The organism is Arthrobacter sp. AFG20 (assembly GCF_002892795.1).
Classification (GTDB): domain Bacteria; phylum Actinomycetota; class Actinomycetes; order Actinomycetales; family Micrococcaceae; genus Arthrobacter.
In genome coordinates, this window is the sequence record NZ_PJMC01000006.1 from 52,713 (window position 1) to 76,486 (window position 23,774).

The 23,774-nt window shown below is 66.1% G+C and carries 17 protein-coding genes and 1 riboswitch; of the genes, 14 read left to right on the top strand and 3 right to left on the bottom strand.

The features are described 5' to 3' along the window. Positions 1 to 24 precede the first annotated feature (24 nt). Together clpX and CXZ05_RS08990 are read left to right on the top strand one after the other, a co-directional pair. A complete protein-coding gene (gene clpX, locus CXZ05_RS08985) occupies positions 25 to 1,311 on the top strand; it encodes an ATP-dependent Clp protease ATP-binding subunit ClpX (protein ID WP_102972268.1) in 1,287 nt (428 codons plus the stop codon). A gap of 121 nt (positions 1,312 to 1,432) precedes the next feature. Then, the gene (locus tag CXZ05_RS08990) at positions 1,433 to 2,047 is read left to right on the top strand and encodes a DsbA family protein (protein ID WP_102972269.1); all 615 of its coding nucleotides are present in this window, start codon (positions 1,433 to 1,435) and stop codon (positions 2,045 to 2,047) included. A 373-nt stretch (positions 2,048 to 2,420) separates the two neighbouring features. On the opposite strand, the gene valS is transcribed toward CXZ05_RS08990, so the two are convergent. Then, positions 2,421 to 5,042: a valine--tRNA ligase gene (gene valS / locus CXZ05_RS08995; protein ID WP_102972270.1), complete on the bottom strand. Its 2,622-nt coding sequence runs from the start codon at positions 5,040 to 5,042 to the stop codon at positions 2,421 to 2,423. A gap of 83 nt (positions 5,043 to 5,125) precedes the next feature. Here valS and CXZ05_RS09000 point away from each other — a divergent pair, with 83 nt between their 5' ends. Together CXZ05_RS09000 and CXZ05_RS09005 are read left to right on the top strand one after the other, a co-directional pair. Next, positions 5,126 to 5,500, top strand: coding sequence for a DUF488 domain-containing protein (locus tag CXZ05_RS09000; protein WP_102972271.1), 375 nt, complete (start codon positions 5,126 to 5,128; stop codon positions 5,498 to 5,500). A gap of 43 nt (positions 5,501 to 5,543) precedes the next feature. Beyond that, complete coding sequence (locus CXZ05_RS09005; protein WP_102972272.1) at positions 5,544 to 6,335, top strand: SDR family oxidoreductase; 792 nt, start codon at positions 5,544 to 5,546, stop codon at positions 6,333 to 6,335. An 18-nt stretch (positions 6,336 to 6,353) separates the two neighbouring features. On the opposite strand, the gene CXZ05_RS09010 is transcribed toward CXZ05_RS09005, so the two are convergent. Continuing rightward, the gene (locus CXZ05_RS09010) at positions 6,354 to 7,472 is read right to left on the bottom strand and encodes an endonuclease/exonuclease/phosphatase family protein (protein ID WP_102972273.1); all 1,119 of its coding nucleotides are present in this window, start codon (positions 7,470 to 7,472) and stop codon (positions 6,354 to 6,356) included. 328 nt (positions 7,473 to 7,800) lie between these two features. Between CXZ05_RS09010 and ileS the strand changes: the two genes are divergently transcribed. Genes ileS through ndk form a run of 4 tightly spaced genes read left to right on the top strand, consistent with a single transcriptional unit; the run spans position 7,801 to position 13,411 of the window. After that, the gene (gene ileS / locus CXZ05_RS09015) at positions 7,801 to 11,121 is read left to right on the top strand and encodes an isoleucine--tRNA ligase (RefSeq protein ID WP_102972274.1); all 3,321 of its coding nucleotides are present in this window, start codon (positions 7,801 to 7,803) and stop codon (positions 11,119 to 11,121) included. Between the two features lie 3 nt (positions 11,122 to 11,124). Then, positions 11,125 to 12,486 (top strand): folylpolyglutamate synthase/dihydrofolate synthase family protein, encoded by a 1,362-nt coding sequence (locus CXZ05_RS09020; RefSeq protein ID WP_102972275.1) that lies wholly within the window; start codon positions 11,125 to 11,127, stop codon positions 12,484 to 12,486. Next, positions 12,486 to 12,950 (top strand): DUF4233 domain-containing protein, encoded by a 465-nt coding sequence (locus CXZ05_RS09025; RefSeq protein WP_102972276.1) that lies wholly within the window; start codon positions 12,486 to 12,488, stop codon positions 12,948 to 12,950. The genes CXZ05_RS09020 and CXZ05_RS09025 overlap by 1 nt, the downstream gene beginning before the upstream one ends. Before the next feature lie 41 nt (positions 12,951 to 12,991). Next, positions 12,992 to 13,411 carry a nucleoside-diphosphate kinase gene (gene ndk / locus CXZ05_RS09030; RefSeq protein ID WP_003803412.1) on the top strand — a complete coding sequence of 140 codons (420 nt, stop codon included), beginning with the start codon at positions 12,992 to 12,994 and terminating at the stop codon, positions 13,409 to 13,411. 147 nt (positions 13,412 to 13,558) lie between these two features. On the opposite strand, the gene CXZ05_RS09035 is transcribed toward ndk, so the two are convergent. Next, entirely contained in the window at positions 13,559 to 14,242 is a 684-nt protein-coding gene (locus CXZ05_RS09035; protein WP_102972277.1) for a vitamin K epoxide reductase family protein, read from the bottom strand. A 457-nt stretch (positions 14,243 to 14,699) separates the two neighbouring features. On the opposite strand from CXZ05_RS09035, the gene CXZ05_RS09040 reads away from it, so the two are divergent. From CXZ05_RS09040 to proB, 6 genes are all read left to right on the top strand, one after another. Then, a complete protein-coding gene (locus CXZ05_RS09040) occupies positions 14,700 to 18,035 on the top strand; it encodes an Rne/Rng family ribonuclease (protein WP_102972278.1) in 3,336 nt (1,111 codons plus the stop codon). A gap of 240 nt (positions 18,036 to 18,275) precedes the next feature. Beyond that, a riboswitch (TPP riboswitch) is annotated at positions 18,276 to 18,372 on the top strand. Then, positions 18,355 to 19,938 (top strand): bifunctional hydroxymethylpyrimidine kinase/phosphomethylpyrimidine kinase, encoded by a 1,584-nt coding sequence (locus CXZ05_RS09045; protein WP_180987332.1) that lies wholly within the window; start codon positions 18,355 to 18,357, stop codon positions 19,936 to 19,938. Its footprint overlaps the riboswitch before it by 18 nt. Positions 19,939 to 20,265: 327 nt before the next feature. Beyond that, a complete protein-coding gene (gene rplU / locus CXZ05_RS09050; protein ID WP_102972279.1) occupies positions 20,266 to 20,574 on the top strand; it encodes a 50S ribosomal protein L21 in 309 nt (102 codons plus the stop codon). 57 nt (positions 20,575 to 20,631) lie between these two features. Continuing rightward, positions 20,632 to 20,895, top strand: a complete 264-nt coding sequence (gene rpmA / locus CXZ05_RS09055) for a 50S ribosomal protein L27 (RefSeq protein WP_003803426.1) — start codon at positions 20,632 to 20,634, stop codon at positions 20,893 to 20,895. A gap of 117 nt (positions 20,896 to 21,012) precedes the next feature. After that, entirely contained in the window at positions 21,013 to 22,602 is a 1,590-nt protein-coding gene (obgE, locus tag CXZ05_RS09060; RefSeq protein WP_102972280.1) for a GTPase ObgE, read from the top strand. A 64-nt stretch (positions 22,603 to 22,666) separates the two neighbouring features. Beyond that, a complete protein-coding gene (proB, locus tag CXZ05_RS09065) occupies positions 22,667 to 23,764 on the top strand; it encodes a glutamate 5-kinase (RefSeq protein WP_102972412.1) in 1,098 nt (365 codons plus the stop codon). Positions 23,765 to 23,774: the final 10 nt, after the last annotated feature.

Here is a 23,774-nt window from a genome sequence, read left to right on the forward strand (position 1 = left end):
GGCAAGATACTAAGGGGTTCACATATGGCTCGGATTGGCGAGAGCGCGGATCTGCTCAAGTGCTCTTTCTGCGGCAAGAGCCAGAAGCAGGTGCGCAAGCTCATTGCCGGGCCCGGCGTCTACATCTGCGACGAGTGCATCGAGCTCTGCAACGAGATCATCGAGGAAGAACTCGCAGAGGTCGCCGACCTGGGCAGTTTCGAACTGCCCAAGCCCCGCGAAATCTTCGACTTCCTGCAGGAATACGTGATCGGCCAGGAACCGGCCAAACGTTCCCTCGCCGTCGCGGTGTACAACCACTACAAGCGGATCCAGGCCGGCCATGCTCCCAAGAGCGGCAGCCTTGCGGAGGGTGTCCACCACGACGACGTCGAAATTTCGAAGTCCAACATTCTCCTGATTGGCCCCACCGGCTGCGGCAAGACCTACCTTGCGCAGACCCTGGCGCGCCGGCTGAACGTCCCCTTCGCCGTTGCCGACGCCACCGCCCTGACCGAAGCCGGTTATGTGGGCGAAGACGTGGAGAACATCCTCCTCAAGCTCATCCAGGCCGCCGACTATGACGTCAAGAAGGCCGAACAGGGCATCATCTACATCGACGAGATCGACAAGATCTCGCGCAAGAGCGAGAACCCCTCGATCACCCGCGATGTCTCGGGCGAGGGCGTGCAGCAGGCCCTGCTGAAGATCCTCGAAGGAACGGTTGCCTCGGTTCCGCCGCAGGGCGGCCGCAAGCACCCGCACCAGGAATTCATCCAGATCGACACCACGAATGTCCTCTTCATCGTGGCCGGCGCCTTCGCCGGCCTGGAGGACATTATCGGTTCCCGTTCCGGCCGCAAGGGCATCGGCTTCGGCGCGCCGCTGAACGAGGTCAAGAACACCGACTCCTATGGCGAAGTAATGCCGGAAGACCTGCTGAAGTTCGGGCTGATTCCGGAGTTCATCGGCCGCCTGCCGGTAATCACCACCGTGTCCAGCCTTGACCGTCCGGCCCTGATCCAGATCCTGTCCACGCCCAAGAACGCCCTGGTCAAGCAGTACCAGAAGATGTTCCAGCTGGACGGCGTGGAGCTGGTGTTCGACGACGCCGCCCTGGACCTGATTGCCGACCAGGCCCTGGAACGGGGAACCGGAGCCCGCGGACTGCGCGCCATTATGGAGGAAGTCCTCCTGCCGGTCATGTTCGACCTGCCCAGCAGGGACGACATCGCAAGCGTGGTCATCACGGCGGATGTCGTGGGCAAGAAGGCCCAGCCCACCATGATCACGCACGACGTCGTGGCCAAGCGGCGGAACAAGTCCGCTTAGCCGATTGAATCCGCCGGCTCGGAATAAATCCAGGCAGTCCGTCGCTGTCGCTTTAGCGTGCCCTGCGAGTAAGTGCTCTGCGGCGCGCCACACCCCGAAGACTTCCCTGAGGAGATTTGCTGTGTCTGAGACCGCCGCCAACAAGGCCGACTTCTGGTTCGACCCCCTCTGCCCGTTCGCCTGGATCACCTCCCGCTGGATCGGCGAGGTGGAAGGCGTCCGTAACATCAAGACGGAGTGGCACGTCATGAGCCTGTCCGTGCTGAACGAGGGCCGCGACCTCGACCCGAAGTACCGTGAAGCCATGGACAAGGCGTGGGGCCCGGTCAGGGTCATCATCGCCGCGCAGGAGCAGCATGGCGACCACGTGGTCAAGCCGCTGTATGACGCCATGGGATCGCAGATCCACGACGGCGGCCAGAAGGACTTCTCGATCGTCATCAGCAAGGCCCTGGCAGAGTGCGGCCTTCCCGCCGAACTGGCAGCCGTGGCTGACTCCGACGAGTACGATGCCCAGCTGCGTGCCAGCCATGAAAAGGGCATCTCCCTGGTGGGCCAGGACGTCGGGACCCCGGTGGTCGCCTTTAACGGCGTCGCGTTCTTCGGGCCGGTCCTCACCCGCATTCCGCGCGGGGAGGAAGCCGGGAAGATCTGGGACGCGTCGGTCACCCTCGCGGCTTACCCGCACTTCTTTGAGATCAAGCGCAGCCGGACCGAAAGCCCCGCCTTCGACTGATCTGCCGGGCCGCCGTCGGGCGTTTCCAAGCCCCGTCTCAGAGCCCCGGCAGAACTACATGAGAGTAGTTCTGCCGGTGCTCTTGCGCATCCGCAACAGGAGGACAAAGATAGTTCTTACCCACTTCGAAAGAAGTGAGACGCAAGAGCCAAAGATTCAGTGACAGGCTTCTAACGCAGCCTTCGGCAAAGTTAGAAGCAGACTACCGGTGACAAGGTAGGAAGACCTGAAATTCCAAGGATCTTGCCAGACTGTCAAAGATGTCACCAGACAGCCGAAAAGTCGAAGCCCCACCAACGGCAAAACGCTGATGGGGCTTCCCCTTTGCCCAAAATAGGCCGGTCGGCCCGGAATGCTCCGGGCCCGCTTCGTATTAGGCCGGAGGTGCTTCCTCCGGCTGGGCCAGGACCACATCGCTGACAGTCAGTTCACCTTCGCCTGCCACGAGGGTCAACTCGCGGGCGTTGGATGCTGACTTCAGGTCCGCCAGGCCAGCCTTCAGCTGCGTGGTGAGGGACTCTGTCGCAGTAATCGTCGCCGACAGGACCTCGGTGCGCTGCTTGACCTTGGCCTCGGACTTGGCCTTCCGGATGCCGCTGAGCGCGATGCCCACGGTGCCCAGCATGCCGGTGTCGCCGTCGGTGATCTCCAGCGGCGAGGGCCAGGCGGCCCGGTGCACGGAGCCGGTCCGCCACCAGCTCCAGACCTCTTCGGTGGCGAAGGGCAGGAACGGCGCGAAGAGGCGCAGCAGCGAATCCAGTGTGGTGGCCAGGGCAGCGAGCACGGAGGCCTGCTCGGTCTCGCCGGCGGCACCGTAGGCGCGGTCCTTGATCAGCTCGACGTAGTCGTCGGTGAACTGCCAGAAGAACGATTCGCTGATCTGCAGTGCGCGGGCGTAGTCGTAGTTGTCGAACGCCTTGGTGGCCTGGGCCACGACGTCCGAGAGCTGGGCCAGCAGGGCGCGGTCCAGCGGGTTGGTCAGGACGGACAGGTCCGTGGACACAACGGAGTTCTCCGTGGCGCCAAGGTTCAGGACGAACTTCGAGGCATTCAGCAGCTTGATGGCCAGGCGGCGGCCGATCTTCATCTGCGCGATCTCGTACGCGGTGTCCGCACCAAGCTTGGCAGAGGCGGCCCAGTAGCGGACGGCGTCGGAGCCGTACTCGTTCAGGACATCCGTCGGCACCACCACGTTGCCCTTGGACTTGGACATCTTCTTGCGGTCCGGGTCCAGGATCCAGCCGGAGATGGCCGCGTGTTTCCACGGCGCGACGTCCTGCAGGGCGTCGGCACGGACGGCGGAGGAGAACAGCCAGGTGCGGATGATGTCGTGCCCCTGCGGGCGCAGGTCGAACGGGAACACCTTGGCGAACAGGTCCTCGTCCCGGCTCCAGCCGCCAACGATCTGCGGCGTCAGGGAGGAGGTGGCCCAGGTATCCAGCACGTCAGCGTCACCGGTGAAGCCGTTGGGCTGGTCGCGCTGGGACTCGTCGTAGCCCGGTGCGGCATCGGCCGCCGGATCCACCGGCAGCAGGTTGTCAGACGGCAGGACAGGGTTGTCGTAGTCCGGGTTGCCCTGGGCATCCAGCGGGTACCAGACCGGGATCGGCACGCCGAAGAAGCGCTGCCGGGACACCAGCCAGTCCCCGTTGAGGCCGGCGATCCAGTTCTCGTACCGGGAGCGCATGAAGGACGGGTGGAAGTCGATGTCCTGCCCGCGGCCGATCAGGCGTTCGCGGCGGTCCTCGTCGCGGCCGCCGTTGCGGATGTACCACTGCCGGGACGTGACCACCTCGAGGGGCTTGTCACCCTTTTCGAAGAAGTTCACCGGGTGGGTGATCTTCTTGGGCTCGCCGTCGAGCAGGTCCGCTGCCGTGAGCAGCTCCACCACGGCCTCCTTGGCGGAGAAGACGGTCTTGCCGGCGATCGCGGCGTAGGCCTCGCGGCCGGCATCCGTGGTGATCCACTCCGGGGTCTCGGCGAGGATGCGGCCGTCACGGCCCACGATCGCGCGGGTGGGGAGCTGGAGTTCGCGCCACCAGGTCACGTCGGTCAGGTCGCCGAAGGTGCAGACCATTGCGATGCCCGAGCCCTTGTCCGCCTTGGCCAGCGGGTGGGCCTTGACCTCGAGTTCGACGTCGAACAGCGGGGACTTCACGGTCTTGCCGAACAGCGGCTGGTACCGCTCGTCGTCGGGGTTTGCCACCAGGGCGGCGCAGGCCGCGAGCAGTTCGGGGCGGGTGGTTTCGATGAAGATCTTCTCGCCGTCGGCGGTGAAGAACGGGTAGCGGTAGTACGCGCCCGGCACGTCGCGGTCCTCGAGCTCGGCCTGGGCCACGGCGGTGCGGAACGTGACGTCCCAGAGGGTGGGGGCCTCGGCCATGTAGGCGTCGCCGGCGGCCAGGTTGGCGAGGAACGCGCGCTGGGACACGGCGCGTGAGGTGTCGTCGATGGTGCGGTAGGTGAGGTTCCAGTCGACGGACAGGCCGAGGGTCTGGAACAGGTTCTCGAAAACCTTTTCGTCCTCGACCGCGAGTTCCTCGCAGAGTTCGATGAAGTTCTGGCGGGAGACGACGTCGAAGTCCCGCTGGTTTTTCGCCGGCTGGGCCGGCGGCTGGTAGTCCGGGTTGTACGGGATGGCGGGATCGCAGCGGACGCCGTAGTAGTTCTGGACGCGGCGCTCGGTGGGCAGGCCGTTGTCGTCCCAGCCCATGGGGTAGAAGACGTTCTTGCCGGTCATGCGCATGTAGCGGGCCTGCACGTCGGTCTGTGTGAAGGAGAACATGTGGCCCACATGGAGGGAACCGGAAGCGGTGGGCGGGGGAGTGTCGATCGAGTAGACCTGGTCCCGGGTGGTGTCCGGGTCGAACCGGTAGGTTCCTTCCTCGAGCCAGCGCTGCGTAAGGGCAGCCTCCAGGCCCTCCAGAGCCGGCTTGTCGGGAACGTTGATGGGGGCGGTGGCGGGCGTGTCTGTACCCTGCGTTGATTCAGCCATGGGCCAATTGTTTCATGCCGGGCATTTGTTTCCTGCCGGGAGGTGCCTGCCCGCTGCCGGAGGCCGGGAGTAGCATGCGGCCTATGGGCAAAGCAGGCGCTTCCTTTGCGATCAAGCGCATCTATGAGGAACCCGCGGACGACGACGGCTGCCGGGTTCTGGTGGACAGGCTCTGGCCGCGCGGGGTCAGCAAGGACCGGGCCAAGCTGGAGCTGTGGCTCAAGGAAGTGGCGCCGTCGCCGCCGCTGCGGCAGGAATTCGCCCACATGCAGGAGCGGTTCGAGGACTTCCGTACCCAGTATGAGGACGAGCTGGCGGACAATCCCGCGGTGGATCAGCTCCTGGAACTGGCGGCCAGGCACCGGAAAGTAACGCTGCTGTACGCGGCCAGGGATCCGGAGGTGAACCATGCAAAGGTACTGCTGGAGTTCCTGGCAGCACGGGGTTCGCGGGAGTAAACATTAGGCTGGCCCACCCTGCGGTTGGCGCTAGGGTGGTGCCATGACTGAGGTTTCCGCAAGCTCTGACGTGTCCACCAGCAAGTCCACCAAGAAGGCAGCCCTCGTTACCGGTGCCAGCTCAGGCATTGGCGAGGCCACCGTCCGTGCGCTCCGTGCAGACGGCTGGACCGTGTACGCCGTCGCCCGCCGCCAGGAACGGCTGGCCGCGCTGGAAGCCGAGACCGGCGCCGTCGCCCTCGCTGGCGACATTTCCGAGGACGGGGACGTGGCCCGCCTGCTGGCAGAGGTGACCTCCGCCGGCGGGATCGACACGCTGGTCAACATCGCCGGCGGCGCCCGCGGGGCGGACCGGGTGGGGCAGGCCGTGACAGAGGACTGGGAGTGGATGTACCGCGTGAACGTCCTCGGCACCATGAAGCTCACCCGCGCCTTCCTGCCGATGCTGCGCGAGAACGGCGAGGGCACCGTCCTGAACCTGACGTCCACGGCCGGGCTGGATGCCTACGAGGGCGGGGGCGGCTACAACGCCGCCAAGTTCGCCCAACATGCCCTGACCGGGGCGCTGCGGCTGGAAGAGGCCGATCACAACGTCCGGGTCATCGAGATCGCCCCCGGTCTGGTCCAGACCGAGGAGTTTGCCCTGAACCGGCTTGGTGACGCGCAGGCGGCCGGCAAGGTCTACCAGGGCGTGGAGAAGCCGCTGACCGCCGGGGACGTGGCCGATGTGGTGCGCTACGCCGTAAGCGCACCGCACCACGTTAACCTCGACCAGATCGTCATCCGCCCGGTGGCGCAGGCCTCGACCTTCAAGCTCATCCGCAAGCAGGCCTGAGCAGGCTAACCGTAGCCTTTACCCTGCCGTCGGAACCTCCAGCGTGGCCAGTACGGCCGCGTGGTCCGTCCCGGGGACGCGGTGCACGGCGTAGCCCGAGGCCGGAATGCGCGGGCTGGTGACCAGATGGTCGATGGTGATGCCGGGTAGCGCCTGGCCGTCCATCGGCCACGTGGGCATGAACCGCGCCCCCGACGCCGTGCCGACGTCCACCAGCTTCCGGCCGCCCGGGCCGCCGTCGAGAAGCCTTCGGAACTCCGCGTGGTCATAGGTGGCGTTGAAATCCCCGAGCAGGAGTTGGTTGCCCGTCATTTGGTTGCCTTGGCCGTCCGCCCAGTTGCGGGCAACCAGCCGGCCCAACGATTCCAGGTCGCTGCGCCACTGCCCCACGCGGACGTCCACCGGCGGGAGGGTATGCACGTTGGTGACCTCGAGCGTGGCGGCTGCTCTGCCCGGGCTTGTGTTGCCCGCACGCGCACTGCCGGCAGCCGCAACGGGCACCGTCAGCCGGAAGCTAGGCATCTGAAATGGTGTGTCGGGAATCAGCCCGATGGCTTGCATGGGGTGTTTTGAGTACGTTGCGCTGCCGGAGCCGTTCTCGGTTGGGCTGCTGATCCTGTTGGGCAGGAGACTCCCCAGCCTTTCCGCCGCCAGCCGGTCCTCCAGCGCCTGGGTGTGCTCCTGAATCGCGAGAACGTCCACCCCGTTGTTCCGGACCAGCCGGACGATTTCGGCGGCGTCGGCCCTGCCGAAGCGGGAATTGATGCTCATCACCGTCAGCGGAACGGTGCTGCTGGTACCGGAGGCTCCGGAGTCCGCCCGGCCTGCACCAGCTTGTCCTGCGTCTGCTGTCCCCTTATCCGCCCGACCAGCGTCCGGCGCCCAGAGCCAGAAAAGCTGGGCTCCCAGGAGCAGCACGGCAGCGGCCGTGACCAGGTTCCGCCGGCCCAGCAGCGCAAGGGCCAGCGCAAGGGCGGCAGGCATCACCAGCCACGGGGTGAAGGACAGCAGCTGGACCACCAGCGTGGGCCACTCGGCCGGGATGGCACGGAACACCGAAAGCGAAGCGACCGGCAGGAGGATGGAGAGTGCCAACACCAGCCAGACGGTTTGCGCGCGGCGGGCCGAAGCAGTCATGGATCGAGTCTAGGCTCTGGCCGCCGGATGGTTGTGGCCGCCCCGGCCTCAGCAGTTAGACTGGAGCCAACAGCTTTGACCCGGCCATCACCGGTGAGCTTCCGGAAGAACACCTTCCCGCGGTGCGGACAACCGATCGAGGGGACCAGGCCAGTAGAACCGGACGGGTAAGCCCGTCACAGCAGCAATGAGCGGCCGTTCGTCGAACTCCCTTGGAGTTGGGCAGCGGTAAGTGAGGTGGTACCGCGGTGCCGGTGCAGTCGCAGGACTGTACGCGCGCCGTCCTCGCATCCTGAATTTGTTCACCAGCTCAACCCAGGATGTCGAAATGACGTATTACCCCAAGGCCTCAGCAGCCCCGTCCGGTCCGGGCTCCTCTGCAGGAGTGTCCGCCTCCGTGAAGTTCCCGGAGATCGAAGAGCGGATCCTCAAATACTGGGACCAGGACGGCACTTTCCAGGCAAGCATCGACCAGCGCAGCGCCGACCTTCCCGGCGGCGCCCCCGGCAGCAACGAATTCGTCTTCTACGACGGCCCGCCCTTCGCCAACGGCCTGCCGCACTACGGCCACCTGCTGACCGGCTACGCCAAGGACCTCGTGGGCCGCTACCAGACCCAGCGCGGCAAGCGAGTGGAGCGCCGCTTCGGCTGGGACACCCACGGCCTTCCCGCCGAGCTGGAAGCCATGAAGCAGCTGGGCATGACGGACAAGACCCAGATCGAGGCCATGGGCATCGACAAGTTCAACGACGCCTGCCGCGCCTCCGTGATGAAGTACGCCAACGAGTGGCAGGCGTACGTCACCCGCCAGGCCCGCTGGGTGGACTTCGACAACGACTACAAGACGCTCAACGTCGAGTACATGGAGTCCGTGCTCTGGGCGTTCAAGCAGCTGCACGAGAAGGGCCTGACCTACAACGGCTACCGCGTGCTGCCGTACTGCTGGAAGGACGAGACGCCGCTGTCCAACCATGAGCTGCGCATGGACGACGACGTCTACAAGAACCGCCAGGACCAGACCGTCACGGTGACGTTCCCCGTCAAGGCGGGGGAGTCGGAACTGTCGAAGCAGTTGGCCGGTGTGCAGGCGCTCGCCTGGACCACCACGCCCTGGACGCTGCCCACCAACCTGGCGCTCGCCGTCGGGCCTTCCATCAGCTACGCCGTGCTGCCCGCCGGACCGACCGGCGTCAAGGCTGCCTCGGCGGAGTCGCCCGTCACCGGCAGCTTCCTGCTGGCCGAGGACCTGCTGGGCAGCTACGCGAAGGACCTGGGGTACGAGGACGCCGCCGCGGCAACCGCCGCCGTGGTCTCCACCCACACGGGCGCCGAGCTCGAAGGACTCACCTACGAGCCGCTCTGGCACGACTTCGCCGACACGGAAAAGTACGGCACCCAGAACGCCTGGCAGTTCCTCGTGGCGGACTACGTCACCACCACCGACGGCACCGGCATCGTCCACCAGGCCCCGGCCTACGGCGAGGACGACCAGAAGGTGTGTGAGGAAGCCGGCATCCCCGTGGTCCTGTCCGTGGACGAGGGCGCCAAGTTCCTGCACCTCTTCGCCCACGGCGACCTGCACGACATCGTCGGGCTGCAGGTCTTCGAAGCCAACAAGCCCATCACCCAGGTGCTCCGGGCCCAGGGCCGCCTGGTCCGCCAGGCCAGCTACGAGCACAGCTACCCGCACTGCTGGCGCTGCCGCAACCCCCTGATCTACCGCGCCGTCTCCTCCTGGTACGTGGAGGTCACCAAGTTCCGCGACCGGATGTCCGAGCTGAACCAGGAGATCAACTGGATCCCCGGCAACGTCAAGGACGGCCAGTTCGGCAAGTGGCTGGCCAACGCCCGGGACTGGTCCATCAGCCGCAACCGCTACTGGGGCAGCCCCATCCCGGTATGGCAGTCCAGCGACCCCGAGTACCCGCGCACGGACGTGTACGGCTCCCTCGCGGAAATCGAGGCCGACTTCGGCCGGCTGCCGCTGAACAAGGACGGCCAGGTGGACCTGCACCGGCCGTTCATCGACGAGCTGACCCGGCCCAACCCGGACGACCCCCGCACCCCCGAAGAAGGCCAGTCCGTCATGCGCCGCGTGGAGGACGTGCTGGACGTCTGGTTCGACTCCGGCTCCATGCCCTACGGCCAGGTGCACTACCCGTTCGAGAACGAGGCCTGGTTCGACACCCACAACCCGGCTGACTTCATCGTGGAGTACATCGGACAGACCCGCGGCTGGTTCTACATGCTGCACATCCTGTCCACCGCGCTGTTTGACCGCCCGGCCTTCCGTAACGTCATCAGCCACGGCATCGTGCTGGGCTCCGACGGCCAGAAGATGTCCAAGAGCCTGCGCAACTACCCGGATGTCTCCGAGGTGCTGGACCGCGACGGCTCCGACGCCATGCGCTGGTTCCTCATGTCCAGCCCCATCCTGCGCGGCGGCAACCTCGTGGTCACCGAACAAGGCATCCGCGACGGCGTGCGCCAGGTCATCCTGCCTCTCTGGAACGTGTACAGCTTCTTCACGCTGTACACGAATGCCGCGAAGGGCGGCAACGGGTACGACGCGCAACTGCGGTACGACGGCTACATGGACACGCTGGACCAGTACCTGCTGGCCAACACCGGCGACCTCGTCCGGAACATGACCGCCCAGCTGGACACCTATGACATCTCCGGCGCCTGCGATGAACTCCGCAGCTACCTGGACATGCTCACCAACTGGTACGTCCGCCGCAGCCGCCAGCGCTTCTTCGACGAGAACGCCGACGCCTTCGACGCCCTGTACACCGCCCTCGAGGCCGTGTGCCGCGTGGCCGCCCCGCTGTTGCCGCTCGTCTCCGAGGAGATCTGGCGCGGCCTGACCGGCGGCCGCTCCGTGCACCTCGCCGACTGGCCGGACCCGGAGCTGTTCCCGTCCAACGCAGCCCTGGTCGAGGCGATGGACCGCGTGCAGCAGATCTGCTCCACCGGCTCCTCGCTGCGGAAGGCCGCCAACCTGCGCGTGCGCCTGCCGCTGCAGGAACTCACTGTCGTGGCACCCGGTGCAGATACGCTGGAAGGCTTTGCCGCCGTCGTCGCCGACGAACTGAACCTGCGCTCGGTCCGCCTGCTGGACGCCGCCTCTGCCTCCCCGGAGGAGTTCGGCATCGAGCAGAAACTCGTGGTCAACGCCCGGGCCGCGGGTCCGCGCCTCGGCAAGAACGTGCAGCTGGCCATCAAGGGCTCCAAGTCCGGCGACTGGTCAGTCTCCGACGCCGGCGTGGTCACCGCGGGCGGCCTTGAGCTGGAACCGCAGGAATACACGCTGGAGACGGTGGTGGCCGAGTCCGAAGGCGGTTCGGCTTCCGTCGCAGTTCTGCCGGGCGGAGGTTTCGTCGTGCTCAACACCGAGGTCACCCCGGAGCTTGAGGCCGAAGGCCTGGCCCGTGACATGGTCCGTGCCATCCAGCAGGCGCGCAAGGACGCCGGGCTGAACGTCAGCGACCGGATCCGGACCAGCGTCACGGCGTCGATGGATGTTGTCGAGGCCGTGAAAGCGCACGAAAACCTTGTGGTCACCGAGACGCTCACCGTGGAACTTGGCTTGTACTCCAGCGGCGACGACACCGGGCTGCAGATCACTGTCGAAAAAGTGGGGGCCTGAGCAATGACCGACGAATTCTCCGTGGAGAGCGTCTACGCCGAGCTGCTGGGCCGGGCGCCGGAAAACAAGATGGAGCCCCGGCTTGCGCCGCTGTTCCGCGCCATGGATGTGCTGGGCGAGCCGAACAAGGCCTACCCGATCATCCACATCACCGGGACCAACGGCAAAACGTCCACGGCCCGGATGATCGAGGCCGGCCTGCGCGCCCACGGCCTCAGCACCGGTCGCTACACCAGCCCGCACCTGTCCAAGGTCACGGAGCGGATCAGCCTGGACGGCGAGCCCGTCTCCGACGAGACGTTCGTGCGCATCTGGGACGAGATCCGGCCGTACCTGCAGATCGTCGACGACGAACTCACCGCCGAGGGCCAGCCCCGGCTGACGTACTTCGAGTGCCTGACCATCCTGGCCTTCGCCGTGTTCGCCGACCAGCCGGTCAACGTGGCCATCATGGAGGTGGGCCTCGGCGGCATCACCGACGCCACCAACGTGGGCGACGGCCAGGTGTCCGTGGTGACTCCCATCTCCCTCGACCACACCGACCTGCTGGGCGACACCACCGAGGACATTGCCTACGAGAAAGCCGGCATCATCAAGCCCGGCGGCTTCCTTGTCAGCGCAGTCCAGCCGCTGGATGCCGCGCAGGTCCTGCTGGAGAAGGCCAAGGAGGTGCAGGTGCCGTTCCGCTTCGAAGGCGTGGAATTCGGCGTCGAATCCCGGCAGGTCGCCGTCGGCGGTCAGGTGGTGACCGTCCAGGGCCTCGCCGGACGCTACCCGGACCTCATGATCCCGCTGCACGGTGCCCACCAGGCCGAGAACGCCGCCGTGGCCGTGGCCGCCCTGGAGGCGTTCCTTGGGGGCGGGGAAAAGGAGCTGTCCCTGGAGGTCCTGCAGGAGGCCTTCGCCACCGTCTCGTCCCCGGGGCGTCTGGAAGTTATGCGCACAGCCCCCACCATCATCGTGGACGCTGCCCACAACCCGGATGGCATCCGGGCGTCCGCCGAGGCGATCCAGGAGGCCTTCAGCTTCAGCAAGCTGGTGACCGTCGTTGGCGTGCTCAAGGAAAAGGACGCCGAGGAGATCCTGCGCCAGCTCAAGGAATCCCTGGGCGGCCTCGCGGAGGAGTTCTGCTTCACCCAGTCCAACTCCCCGCGGGCAGTGCCTGCAGCGGAACTGGCGGAGCTCGCCGTCGACCTCGGCTTTGGCGAGGAAAACGTGCACATCGCCGAAAAGCTGGACGATGCGCTGGAGTGGGCTGTTGAACGCGCCGAAGCGAACGACGACCTCGCTGGCGGCGTACTGGTGACCGGCTCCATCACGCTGGTGGCGGACGCCCGCATCCTGCTTGGCAAGGCAACCGCCTGATGGCCCGGCTGACCAAGGCCCAGCGTGAATGGCGCCCGGGCATGCCCAAGAAGCGGCGGTCCACCAAGGTCATGTTCGCCTCTACGGTCCTGCTGCTGGAAGCCTTCGTGGTCTTCTTTGCCACGCTGGCGGTGTTCGGCCTGCGCCGCGCCGAGATCTCCCCGGCGCTGATCCTCTCAGTGGGCATCGGACTGAGCGTGGTCCTGATCCTGGCCTGCGCCGTCCTGTCCAAACCGTGGGGCGTGGCGCTGGGCTGGATCCTGCAGCTGGTGCTCATCCTGAGCGGCTTCGCGGAACCCCTGATGTTCCTCGTGGGCGCGCTCTTCGCCGTTGCCTGGTGGTACGGCATCCGTGCCGGCATCCGGATTGACCGTGAATCTGCCAAGCGGGACCGCGAGCAGGCGGAATGGGATGCCGCGCACCCGGAGGCCGCCGGCAATGAAGGCACTGCCCAGACCCCGTAGACTTACCGTCGAAACCCACAACCAACCTCATTGGAGCAACTGTGAGCATTGAGCGCACCCTTGTCCTGATCAAGCCGGACGGCGTCACCCGCAACCTGACCGGTGAAATCCTCAAAAGGATCGAAGCCAAGGGCTACACCCTGGCCGAACTCAAGAAGACCAACGCCAGCCGGGAACTGCTCGAGCAGCACTACGAGGAGCACGTGGGCAAGCCGTTCTACGAGCCGCTCGTGGAGTTCATGCTCAGCGGCCCCGTGGTGGCGGCGATCTTCGAGGGCCACCGCGTGATCGAGGGCTTCCGGTCGCTGGCCGGCACCACGGACCCGACGACGGCGGCCCCCGGCACCATCCGCGGCGACTTCGGCCGCGACTGGGGCCTGAAGGTCCAGCAGAACCTCGTCCACGGCTCGGACTCGGTGGACTCGGCGGAGCGCGAAATCAAGATCTGGTTCCAGGCCTGACCCTCCCGGCAGGCTAACCGCGCCGGCAGGCTAGGCGCGAACGTACAGTTGTGGCCCCTCACTCCTCGGAGTGGGGGGCCACAACTGTTCGTTCGCGCAAACGAGCGGGGCTTAAGTGTACGTTCGCGCTGTTAGAAGTTCGAGCTGCTAGAAGCCTGACGTGCCGGCGAACACCTGGATGAACGCGAAGAAGATCGTGGCAACCACGGCTACGTAGAGCAGCGCCGTGATGATCCAGCCGGAATCGCCCAGGATGCGGGCCAGGCCTGCCGGTGCCGGGATCACGCCATGGACCACGTTCCGCACGGTGACCCAGACGAAGAGCGGGATCATCGCAGCCCAGACCACCATGCAGAACGGGCACAGGATGTGGATGGAGTACAGCGCCTGCGACCACAGCCACACCACGAAGATGAAGCCGAGGGTGATGCCGGCCTGCAGCCCGAGCCAGTACCAGTGCGCGAACCGGGCGCCGGCAAGCAGCGCCGTTCCCACTGTGGCCGTGATGGCGAAGGCGACAATTCCGATGAACATGTTCGGGAAGCCGAAGACCGAACTCTGCCACGTCTGCATGACCTGCCCGCAGGAAATCCAGGGGTTTACGTCGCACACGGTGGCATGGTTGGGATCTTTGAGGACCTCAAGCTTTTCCAGCACCAGAATGCCGGATGCCAGCCAGCCCACAACGCCGGTGATGACCAGCAGCCAGCCGAAGGGGCGGTCGCGCGTCATGGCCGGTACTGCGGCACCGGCCGAAGCCGCGGCGGCCCGGGCACCGTCCTGCTGGTCCTGTTCGTAGTCGGTGCCGGGGGAAGGCGAAGTGCGTGGCATGGGATGGCGTCCTTTGTCTGGGGTGCTCCTGCCCAGATTGTATCGCCGCCGGCTTGACGCAGGCTGTACCTGTAGCCAATCGCGGCATTGACCGGCTCTGTCACACAATTACGGCGTATTTGAACAGCAATATGAGAGAATAAACGTGGCTGGAGCGCGAACCACATTCGAACTCCAGTCCGGTGGCTTGTTCCCAAGACCGCCAATGAGCAGTGGTGCAGGCTTTGGAAAGAAGATCCAGCCCCCCACCTTCCATTGGACGGCACCTGGTTGTGGTTGTTAGAAACAACGGGTTCCAGTAACAATCCCGCCGGCCTGTCAGGCCTGCCGCACCCCACTGCCGGTGCGAGCCTGCTGGTATCCAATTGACTTCTGTCAATGCCTGCGGGTTTTGACAATATGTGCCCCAATGGGTGCCGAATGTGGCGGCATGTCAGGGGCAGGAGTGTTGCCACATATGGATAATGACCAAGTTATAGCCGTCAACGAAGAACCGGCTGCCACCGGCGAAGCCGCCGCTGAGGCCCCCAAGAAAGCCACCCGGACCCGCCGTAAGGCGACGCCCAAGGCCGCTCCGGAGAGCCTGACGGCTGAAGGCACAGCACCGGAAACTGCAATGCCGGAAACTGCAATGCCGGAGTCGGCTGTCGGAGAGGCCGCAGAAGCCCCGGCCAAGACCCCGGTCCGCCGGACCCGCGCCCGGAAGAAGGTCGACGAAGAACCGCTGCCCGCGTTCGCCGAAGCTGCCGGGGCCGAAGTTGATGTGCAGGAAGCTGGCGCGCAGGTAGCCGCCACGGAGCCGGCAGTCGAGGCTGCGGCCGTTCCGGCCACCAATGAGCCGGCGGATGCAGAGCCGGCCGCCGAGTCCAAGCCTGCGCGCCGCCGCCGGGCAACAAAGCCCAAGGCCACGGACTTGGCCGAAAGTCCCGCTGAGTCAGCGCAATCTGCCGAGTCACCCGCTGCGGCCGCTACCGGAACAGCGGCTGAGGCGCCTTCAGGCGGACAGGCTGAAGAGCCCGCCGCTGCCATCGGCACCCCTGATATGCAGGCAGCGCCAGCCGACGCAGCCCCTGCCGCGCCGGCGGCTGCACAGGAAGCCGCTGTCGAGGAAGAGGCCGAGGAAGAGGCCGCAGCGCAGTCGCCTCTGGGCTCGCTTTTCCTGGAACCGTCGTCCGTGACGTCGATTATCTTCCAGGCCCCTGACCTGAACACGGTGGCCCGACCTGTGGCTTCCGCGGCGAAAGAGGAAGCGGCCGCCGAGGACGGCGAGGACGAGCTGGAGGACGACGACGGCAGTCGGCGCCGGCGGCGCAGCCGCGGACGCCGCGGCCGCAGCCGGACCGACCGTGAAGTCACCGACGGCGATGAAGGCACTGAACTTTCTGACGAGGCCGGCGAAGACGACGGTGCGCCGCTCGAAGATGGCGTGACGTCCCGCCGTCGCCGTCGCCGCCGCCGCGGCGACCAGGATCTGGAACTGACCGGCGGCGGAGAAGACGATCCCCCCAACACGGTCACCCGCGTCCGCGCCCCCCGGACCATCAGCGAAGCCCCGGCGAGCAACCGCGTCACCAGCGTCAAGGGCTCCACCCGCCTGGAAGCCAAGAAGCAGCGCCGCCGCGAATCGCGGGACACCGGCCGCCGCCGCACGGTGATCACCGAGGCTGAGTTCCTGGCCCGCCGGGAATCCGTGGACCGCCAGATGATCGTGCGCCAGCGCGACGACAGAATCCAGATCGGTGTCCTGGAAGACGGCGTCCTGGCAGAACATTTCGTCTCCAAGACGCAGCAGGACTCCCTGATCGGCAACGTCTACCTGGGCAAGGTCCAGAACGTTCTGCCGTCCATGGAAGCTGCCTTCGTGGACATCGGGCGCGGCCGCAACGCCGTGCTGTACGCCGGCGAAGTGAACTGGGAAGCCGTCAACCTTGAAGGCAAGCAGCGCCGCATCGAGAACGCGCTGAAGTCCGGCGACTCCGTCCTGGTCCAGGTCACCAAGGATCCGGTGGGCCACAAGGGTGCGCGGCTGACCAGCCAGATCTCCCTGCCCGGCCGTTACCTCGTGTACGTCCCCGGCGGGTCCATGACCGGCATCTCCCGCAAGCTGCCCGACGTCGAACGCAACCGCCTGAAGCGAATCCTCAAGGACCGCCTCCCCGAGGACGCCGGCGTCATTGTGCGCACGGCCGCCGAGGGGGCCTCCGAGGAGGAACTGACCCACGACATCAACCGCCTGCGTGCCCAGTGGGAGGGGATCGAGAGCCAGGCGAAGTCCACCAAGGTCCTCGCCCCCGAACTCCTCTACGGCGAACCGGACCTGACCATCAAGGTTGTGCGCGACGTCTTCAATGAGGACTTCTCCAAGCTGATCGTCTCCGGCGACGAAGCGTGGGACACCATCGAGGCATACGTCACCTACGTTGCCCCGGACCTGGTGGGCCGGCTCGAAAAATGGACCAAGGACGAGGACATCTTCTCCGCCTGGCGCATCGACGAGCAGATTCACAAGGCTCTCGACCGTAAGGTATTCCTGCCGTCCGGTGGCTCACTGGTCATTGACCGGACCGAGGCCATGACGGTGGTTGACGTCAACACCGGCAAATTCACCGGCAGCGGCGGCAACCTTGAAGAGACCGTCACCAAGAACAACCTTGAGGCTGCCGAGGAAGTTGTCCGCCAGCTGCGGCTGCGCGACATCGGCGGCATCATCGTCATCGACTTCATTGACATGGTGCTGGAGTCCAACCGCGACCTGGTCCTCCGCCGTCTGGTGGAATGCCTGGGCCGCGACCGGACCAAGCACCAGGTGGCCGAAGTGACCTCCCTGGGACTCGTGCAGATGACGCGCAAGCGCATGGGCACCGGCCTTCTGGAAGTCTTCGGCGAGCAGTGCGAGGCATGTGCGGGCCGGGGCATCGTAACCCATGACGAGCCGGTGGAGCACCGCCGCGCCAACACCGTGGCCGCGGAGCACCACGTGCACCGTGCCGAGGTCCAGCCCCCTGCCCGGTCAGAGCGGAAGCGCCGCCGCGGCAAGGGCGGACAGCCGTCCTCCGAGGCGATCCCGGCCGCCCCCGCCGCGCTGCACCACCCCGAACCGTCGGACGCGGAGCGCCACGCCAAGGCTGAAGCGACCCGCGCTGCCCTCGCCAACATCGCCGCAGCGGCCCACGCCGCGCACGTGCATGAGGAAGAAGCAGCGCACAGTGCCGCAGCGTCGGGCGAGTCCGCCCGGCCCGCCGCACCCGCTGCCGCCGCGCCGGAAAGCCCCGTGGTGCACCGCGCTCCGGAGACGGAAAGCGTCTCCGGACGGCCCGGCGCAGTGCTCACCTTCGGCGGGGAGAAAGTGGTTCTTCCGTTCGTCGATCACAGCGAGGAACCGGTCAAGGAAACGCCGGCCCTGACGCTGGACCGCCTGGAGGAAGCCTTCGCGCACCTCGGTGCTCCGCTTGCCCCTGCCGAAGAGGAGGAGGCCAAGGACGAGGCTGCCGTGCCGGCCCGCCCGGAAAGCCAGCCCGCGGGTCAGCCCGCGGCACGGCAGCCGGTGGAAAGCCCCGCAGCACCGTCCCGCAGCCGCCGTCCGCGCCGCAACCGCAGTGCCAGCCGCGCCCAGGGTGCAGCCAACGAGACATCCGTGGAACACCACGAGGTTTCTCCGGCTGCAGCCGCCGGGCACTCGCACGCGGCCAAGGCGCCGGAAACGGGCAATGCGCAGGAAGCGCCTAAGGTTACCCGGCAGCCGGCCAGCGAACCGATCATTCTGGGGGTCGGGGTGCCCGCCTCAGAACTGTAGGACTAGCGGACCCTGAGCTGCCCGGATTCTGGGGTGGCTGACCTCCGGGCCCGCCAATAAAAGGTCCGGCACCGCGGCTGCGGTGCCGGACCTTTCTGGTTCCGGGCATTCGTCGGCCTGCAAGGGCAGAAGGCAAAGGGCGCAGAAGGCAAAGGGAAAGGGCGGGGGACAACAGGGCCCGCGGAAGCCTGTCGCAAACGCCAAATTTGGCGCCGGGCGCCGAACGAACGGCTAGGCTGGAGGACTGACACGGGGTGCCGCGCATGGGCCGGCTGAGATCCAAACCCGTTGAACCTGTCCGGTTAGCACCGGCGAAGGGATGTCTTCCTTGTCATCAGCATCACTCCTGCCCGCACCTGTGGCTGCCGCCAGTTCCCTTCTGGAAATCGATGAGCCGGCCATTCAGACCCCCCGCGACGTGCCCCGGGTCCTGGCCATCGCAGGCTCGGATCCCTCCGGCGGTGCAGGCATCCAGGCCGATCTGAAAAGCATTGCGGCCCACGGCGGCTATGGGATGGCCGCAATAACAGCCCTCACTGCGCAGAACACCACGGGCGTGCGCGGCGTGCACGTTCCGCCGGCTTCCTTCCTGTCAGCCCAACTGGACGCTGTCAGCGACGACATCCACGTGGATGCCGTGAAGATCGGCATGCTGGGCGATGAACGTGTTATCTCCGCCGTCCGTGACTGGCTCGAAAAGGTAAGGCCCGGCGTCGTGGTTCTCGATCCGGTGATGGTGGCTACCAGCGGTGACCGACTCCTCCAGGAGTCTGCAGAGGCAGCCCTCCGGAAACTGCTGCCTCTGGCGCACCTGGTCACCCCCAACCTTCCCGAACTGGCCATGCTGCTCGGAGAGCCGGAGGCCGCGGACTGGGCGGCCGCCCTTGAGCAGGGCAGGCGGCTCGCTGACCAGACCGGTACAACGGTCCTCGTCAAAGGCGGGCACCTGAACGGCTCAACCTGCCCGGACGCGCTCGTGAACACGGCCGGGCTGCTCTCGGCCGAGGTGGTGGAGATTGCGGGCGAACGGATCACTACGCGGAACAGCCACGGCACCGGGTGCTCGCTCTCCTCGGCCATGGCCACGGCGCAGGCGCGCCTGGGTGACTGGGAAGCGTCACTGCGGGCGGTCAAGCCCTGGCTGGCTGGAGCCCTCCGCACATCCGGGCAGCTGGAGGTCGGCGCAGGCAACGGACCGATCAACCATTTCCACCACGTGGCCCAGACGGAAACGACACCCCAGCCCGAGCCCAGGGACGGGTTCGCGGAACTGCTGCGCGCCGAGACCGTTGCCCACCTGCAAGATATCTACGGCCTGGGGTTCATCCGTGGGCTTGCCGACGGCACCCTGACGGAGAAGGAATTCGCGTACTACCTGGCCCAGGATGCCATTTACCTCAACGGCTACTCCCGGGTCTTGGCCAGGGCCAGCGCGCTAGCGCCAACCGAGTCCGAGCAACTGTTCTGGGCGCGCTCCGCCCAGCAATGCCTGGAAGTTGAATCGGAACTGCACCGCAACTGGCTCAGCACGCGCACCGTGCAGACGGAGCTTGGCCCGGTCACGAAGGCATACGTCGATCATCTGGTGGCGGCTTCGGCGGGCGGCAGCTACGCGGTGCTGGTCGCTGCGGTCCTGCCTTGCTTCTGGCTGTACGCCGAGGTGGGGGAGACCCTGCACGCCGAATACGTGGCCGCCGGGGCGCAGGCCGGGCACCCGTACGCGGAGTGGCTGCGGACGTACGCCGACGAGGACTTCGCCGCTGCCACGTTGCGGGCCATCGAAATCGCCGACGACGCCGGCCGTGCCGCGTCAGCGGGGGAGTGCGAGGCGATGATCACCGCTTTCCAGCAGTCCTGCCGGTACGAGGTGGAATTCTTCGACGCGCCGAGCCGCCACAGCTGAGCGGAAGCGGACCCGCTACCCGGTAAGATAGTCGCGCACGGCATCGGATGTCCGGAACGGCGGCCTCTGTGGCGCTTATCACGGACAACCCGCCGCTGCCAGCCTCATTTGCAGCCGACGACGGAATTAGCGTATTCTAGATCTTCGGTGCTTACGCCAACACTTGGGTTATGACCCGGGATCGTCCACTCGGACATGTTCCTGGGATAGCTCACGGGTTCCCCCGGGGAATCCACGGCGTTGAGGCACAGCGAGAACCAGTCCAATTCCGGACCCGGCTTCCGCACGCAAATTTAGTAATAAACGTCGAGAGAAGTGAGTTCCCAAGTGGTGTACGCGATTGTCCGCGCAGGCGGCCGCCAAGAGAAGGTTTCCGTTGGAGACTTCGTTACCCTGAACCGCGTCGCCGGTGGAGCTGGCAGCACGATTGAGCTGCCCGCGCTGCTCCTGGTAGACGGTGACAAGGTCACCTCCGCAGCTGCGGACCTGGCCAAGGTAACTGTTACGGCTGAGATCCTCAACGACCTCCGTGGTCCGAAGATCGTCATCCAGAAGTTCAAGAACAAGACCGGTTACAAGAAGCGCCAGGGTCACCGCCAGGAACTGACCAAGGTCAAGATCACCGGCATCAACTAACCCACCGGTTACTGTTCAGGTTTCCCGCAGTCTCAGAATTAAAGGCAGGCATTCCAAATGGCACACAAAAAAGGCGCGAGCTCCACTCGCAACGGTCGTGACTCCAACGCCCAGTACCTCGGCGTCAAGCGCTTCGGCGGCCAGGTAGTTTCCGCTGGCGAGATCATCGTCCGCCAGCGCGGCACCCACTTCCACCCCGGTGCGGGCGTTGGCCGTGGCGGCGACGACACCCTGTTCGCACTGCAGGCAGGTGCTGTTGAATTCGGCACTCGCCGCGGCCGTCGGGTCGTCAACATCGTTGCTGCTGCAGCTGCAGAGTAACAACAAGTTCTGAACCGGTGGAGCGGGCCATGATGGCTCGCTCCACTGTTCTTTTAACCGCATTACAATCGATTTGGACGTCCAGGACGGCCTGATCAGCAACAGAGGAGATTCAACGTGGCGAGCTTTGTAGACCGGGTAGTACTGCACGTATCCGGCGGTACCGGCGGCCACGGCTGTGTCTCCGTCCACCGTGAGAAGTTCAAGCCGCTGGGCGGGCCTGACGGCGGCAATGGCGGCAACGGCGGCGACGTCATCCTTCGGGTCGACTCGCAGACCACCACGCTGCTGGATTACCACCACGCTCCGCACCGGCACGCCACGAACGGCGGCCCCGGGATGGGTGACTGGCGCGCCGGAAAGCACGGCGAAACTCTGGTCCTGCCCGTTCCCGAAGGAACTGTCGTCAAGACGAAGGACGGCAAGGTCCTCGCTGACCTTGTGGGGGAGGGCACCGAATTTGTCGCAGCATCCGGCGGGATTGGCGGTCTGGGTAACGCCGCGCTGTCCTCGCAGAAGCGCCGCGCCCCGGGCTTCGCCCTGCTCGGCATCGAAGGTGAATCCAGCGACATCGTCCTGGAGCTGAAGTCCATCGCCGACATTGCCCTGGTAGGTTTCCCCTCCGCCGGCAAGTCCAGCCTGATCGCGGCCATGTCCGCGGCACGCCCGAAGATCGCCGACTACCCGTTCACCACGCTCATCCCCAACCTTGGCGTGGTCCAGGCCGGTGATGTCCGTTTCACCATCGCGGACGTTCCGGGTCTCATCGAGGGTGCCAGTGAAGGCAAGGGCCTGGGCCACAACTTCCTCCGCCACGTCGAGCGCTGTGCCGCTTTGGTGCACGTTTTGGACTGCGGTACGCTGGAATCTGACCGAGATCCACTCTCCGACCTCGCAATTATCGAAACCGAGCTCGAAAAATATGCGGTGGACATGAGCTACGCCGGCTCGAACGGCGAAGTTGTCCCGCTCAACCACCGCCCCCGGCTGGTTGCACTTAACAAGGTGGACCTGCCGGACGGCAAGGACATGGCAGAATTTGTCCGCCCTGAGCTTGAGTCGCGCGGCTACCGTGTGTTCGAAGTGTCAGCCACGAGCCACGAGGGACTGCGCCAGTTGGGCTTCGCCATGGCGGAGATCGTCAAGGCCGCCCGGGACAGTGTGGAGGCCACGCCGCCGAAGGTGCACGCACCGGTGTTGCGGCCCCGCGCCGTCAACGAGACCGGCTTCAAGATCCGCCGCGAGGAGAAAAACCTGGAGCCGCTGTTCCGCGTATTGGGCGAGAAGCCCGTGCGCTGGGTCAAGCAGACGGACTTCACCAACGAGGAAGCCATTGGCTACCTTGCCGACCGCCTGGCCAAGCTCGGCGTCGAAACCGAGCTGTTCAAGCAGGGCGCCAAGCCCGGCGACACCGTAGTGATCGGTGAGGACGACGGTGTGGTGTTCGACTGGGAGCCGACCATGATGGCTGGCGCCGAGCTGCTGGCTTCGCCGCGCGGCACGGACGTCCGGTTCGCCGATATCGGCGACCGTCCCACCCGGGGCCAGAAGCGCGAAGAACAGATCGAACGGCGCGACGCGAAGGCAGCGGCACGGGCCGAGCTGGAAGCCGAGCGCAAAGCCGGCATCTGGACCGAGTCGGTCAGCGCGCGCCGGGTAGCCCGGCCCCTCAAGGAGAGCGGACTTAACACCGAACATGAGGAGTGAACCCGCACACGTGACTGATACTTCCGCAATTGTCATCGAGGAACCCAAGACCGACGACCGCAGCATGCTCGCCAGGGCGCGCCGCATTGTGGTCAAAGTAGGATCGTCGTCCCTTACCAGCATCAAGGGCGGAATATCGGAGGAGGCGCTGACCGAGCTTTCGGACGCGCTGGCCGCCAAGTGCAATGCGGGCACCGAGATCATCCTCGTGTCTTCCGGCGCCATCTCGGCCGGTCTCGCGCCGCTCGGCCTGGCGAAGCGTCCGCGTGACCTCGCTACCCAGCAGGCCGCCGCCAGCGTGGGGCAGGGGCTCCTGATGGCCCGGTATACCCATGCGTTCGCCGCGCACGGAGTCACCGTGAGCCAGGTGCTCCTCACCGCTGATGACCTCATGCGTCGCAGCCACCACCAGAATGCGTTCCGGGCCCTCAACCGGCTGCTGAACCTCGGCATCGTGCCTGTGGTGAACGAGAACGACACCGTCGCCACCCACAAGATCCGTTTCGGCGACAACGACCGCCTGTCAGCGCTCGTGGCGCACCTGGTGCGCGCCGATGCACTGGTGCTGCTGTCCGACGTCGACTCCCTGTATGACGGTCCACCCGCCCAGGGCGCCAAGCGGATTCCGCAGGTGGACGGTCCGGAGGACCTCGACGGCGTCTCCATCGGCAAGCCCGGCAAGGCTGGCGTGGGCACCGGTGGCATGCAGACCAAGGTGGAGGCGGCCCTGATGGCCGCCGACTCGGGCATCCCTGCCCTCGTCACGTCCACCGCCAACGCCGCCTCCGCGCTGGCCGGCGAGGACGTCGGAACCTGGTTTACCGTCAATGGCGGACGCAAGTCCGTCCGGATGATGTGGCTCGCGCACCTCGCCCATGTGCAGGGGCGGCTGATCCTCGACGACGGCGCCGTCCGGGCCGTGCGGGACAACCGCACCTCGCTGCTGCCCGCCGGAATCAAGGCCGTTGAAGGCGACTTCGAAAGCGGCGACGCCGTTGAAATGGTTTCGCTGGATGGCACGGTGATCGCCCGCGGCCTGGTGAACTACTCCGCGGCCGAACTGCCGCAGATGCTCGGACGGTCCACCGTGGAGCTGGGCGTGGCTCTGGGCCGCGGCTTCGACCGTGAAGTTGTTCACGTTGACGACCTGGTTCTGGTCTAGGCGCCGGACT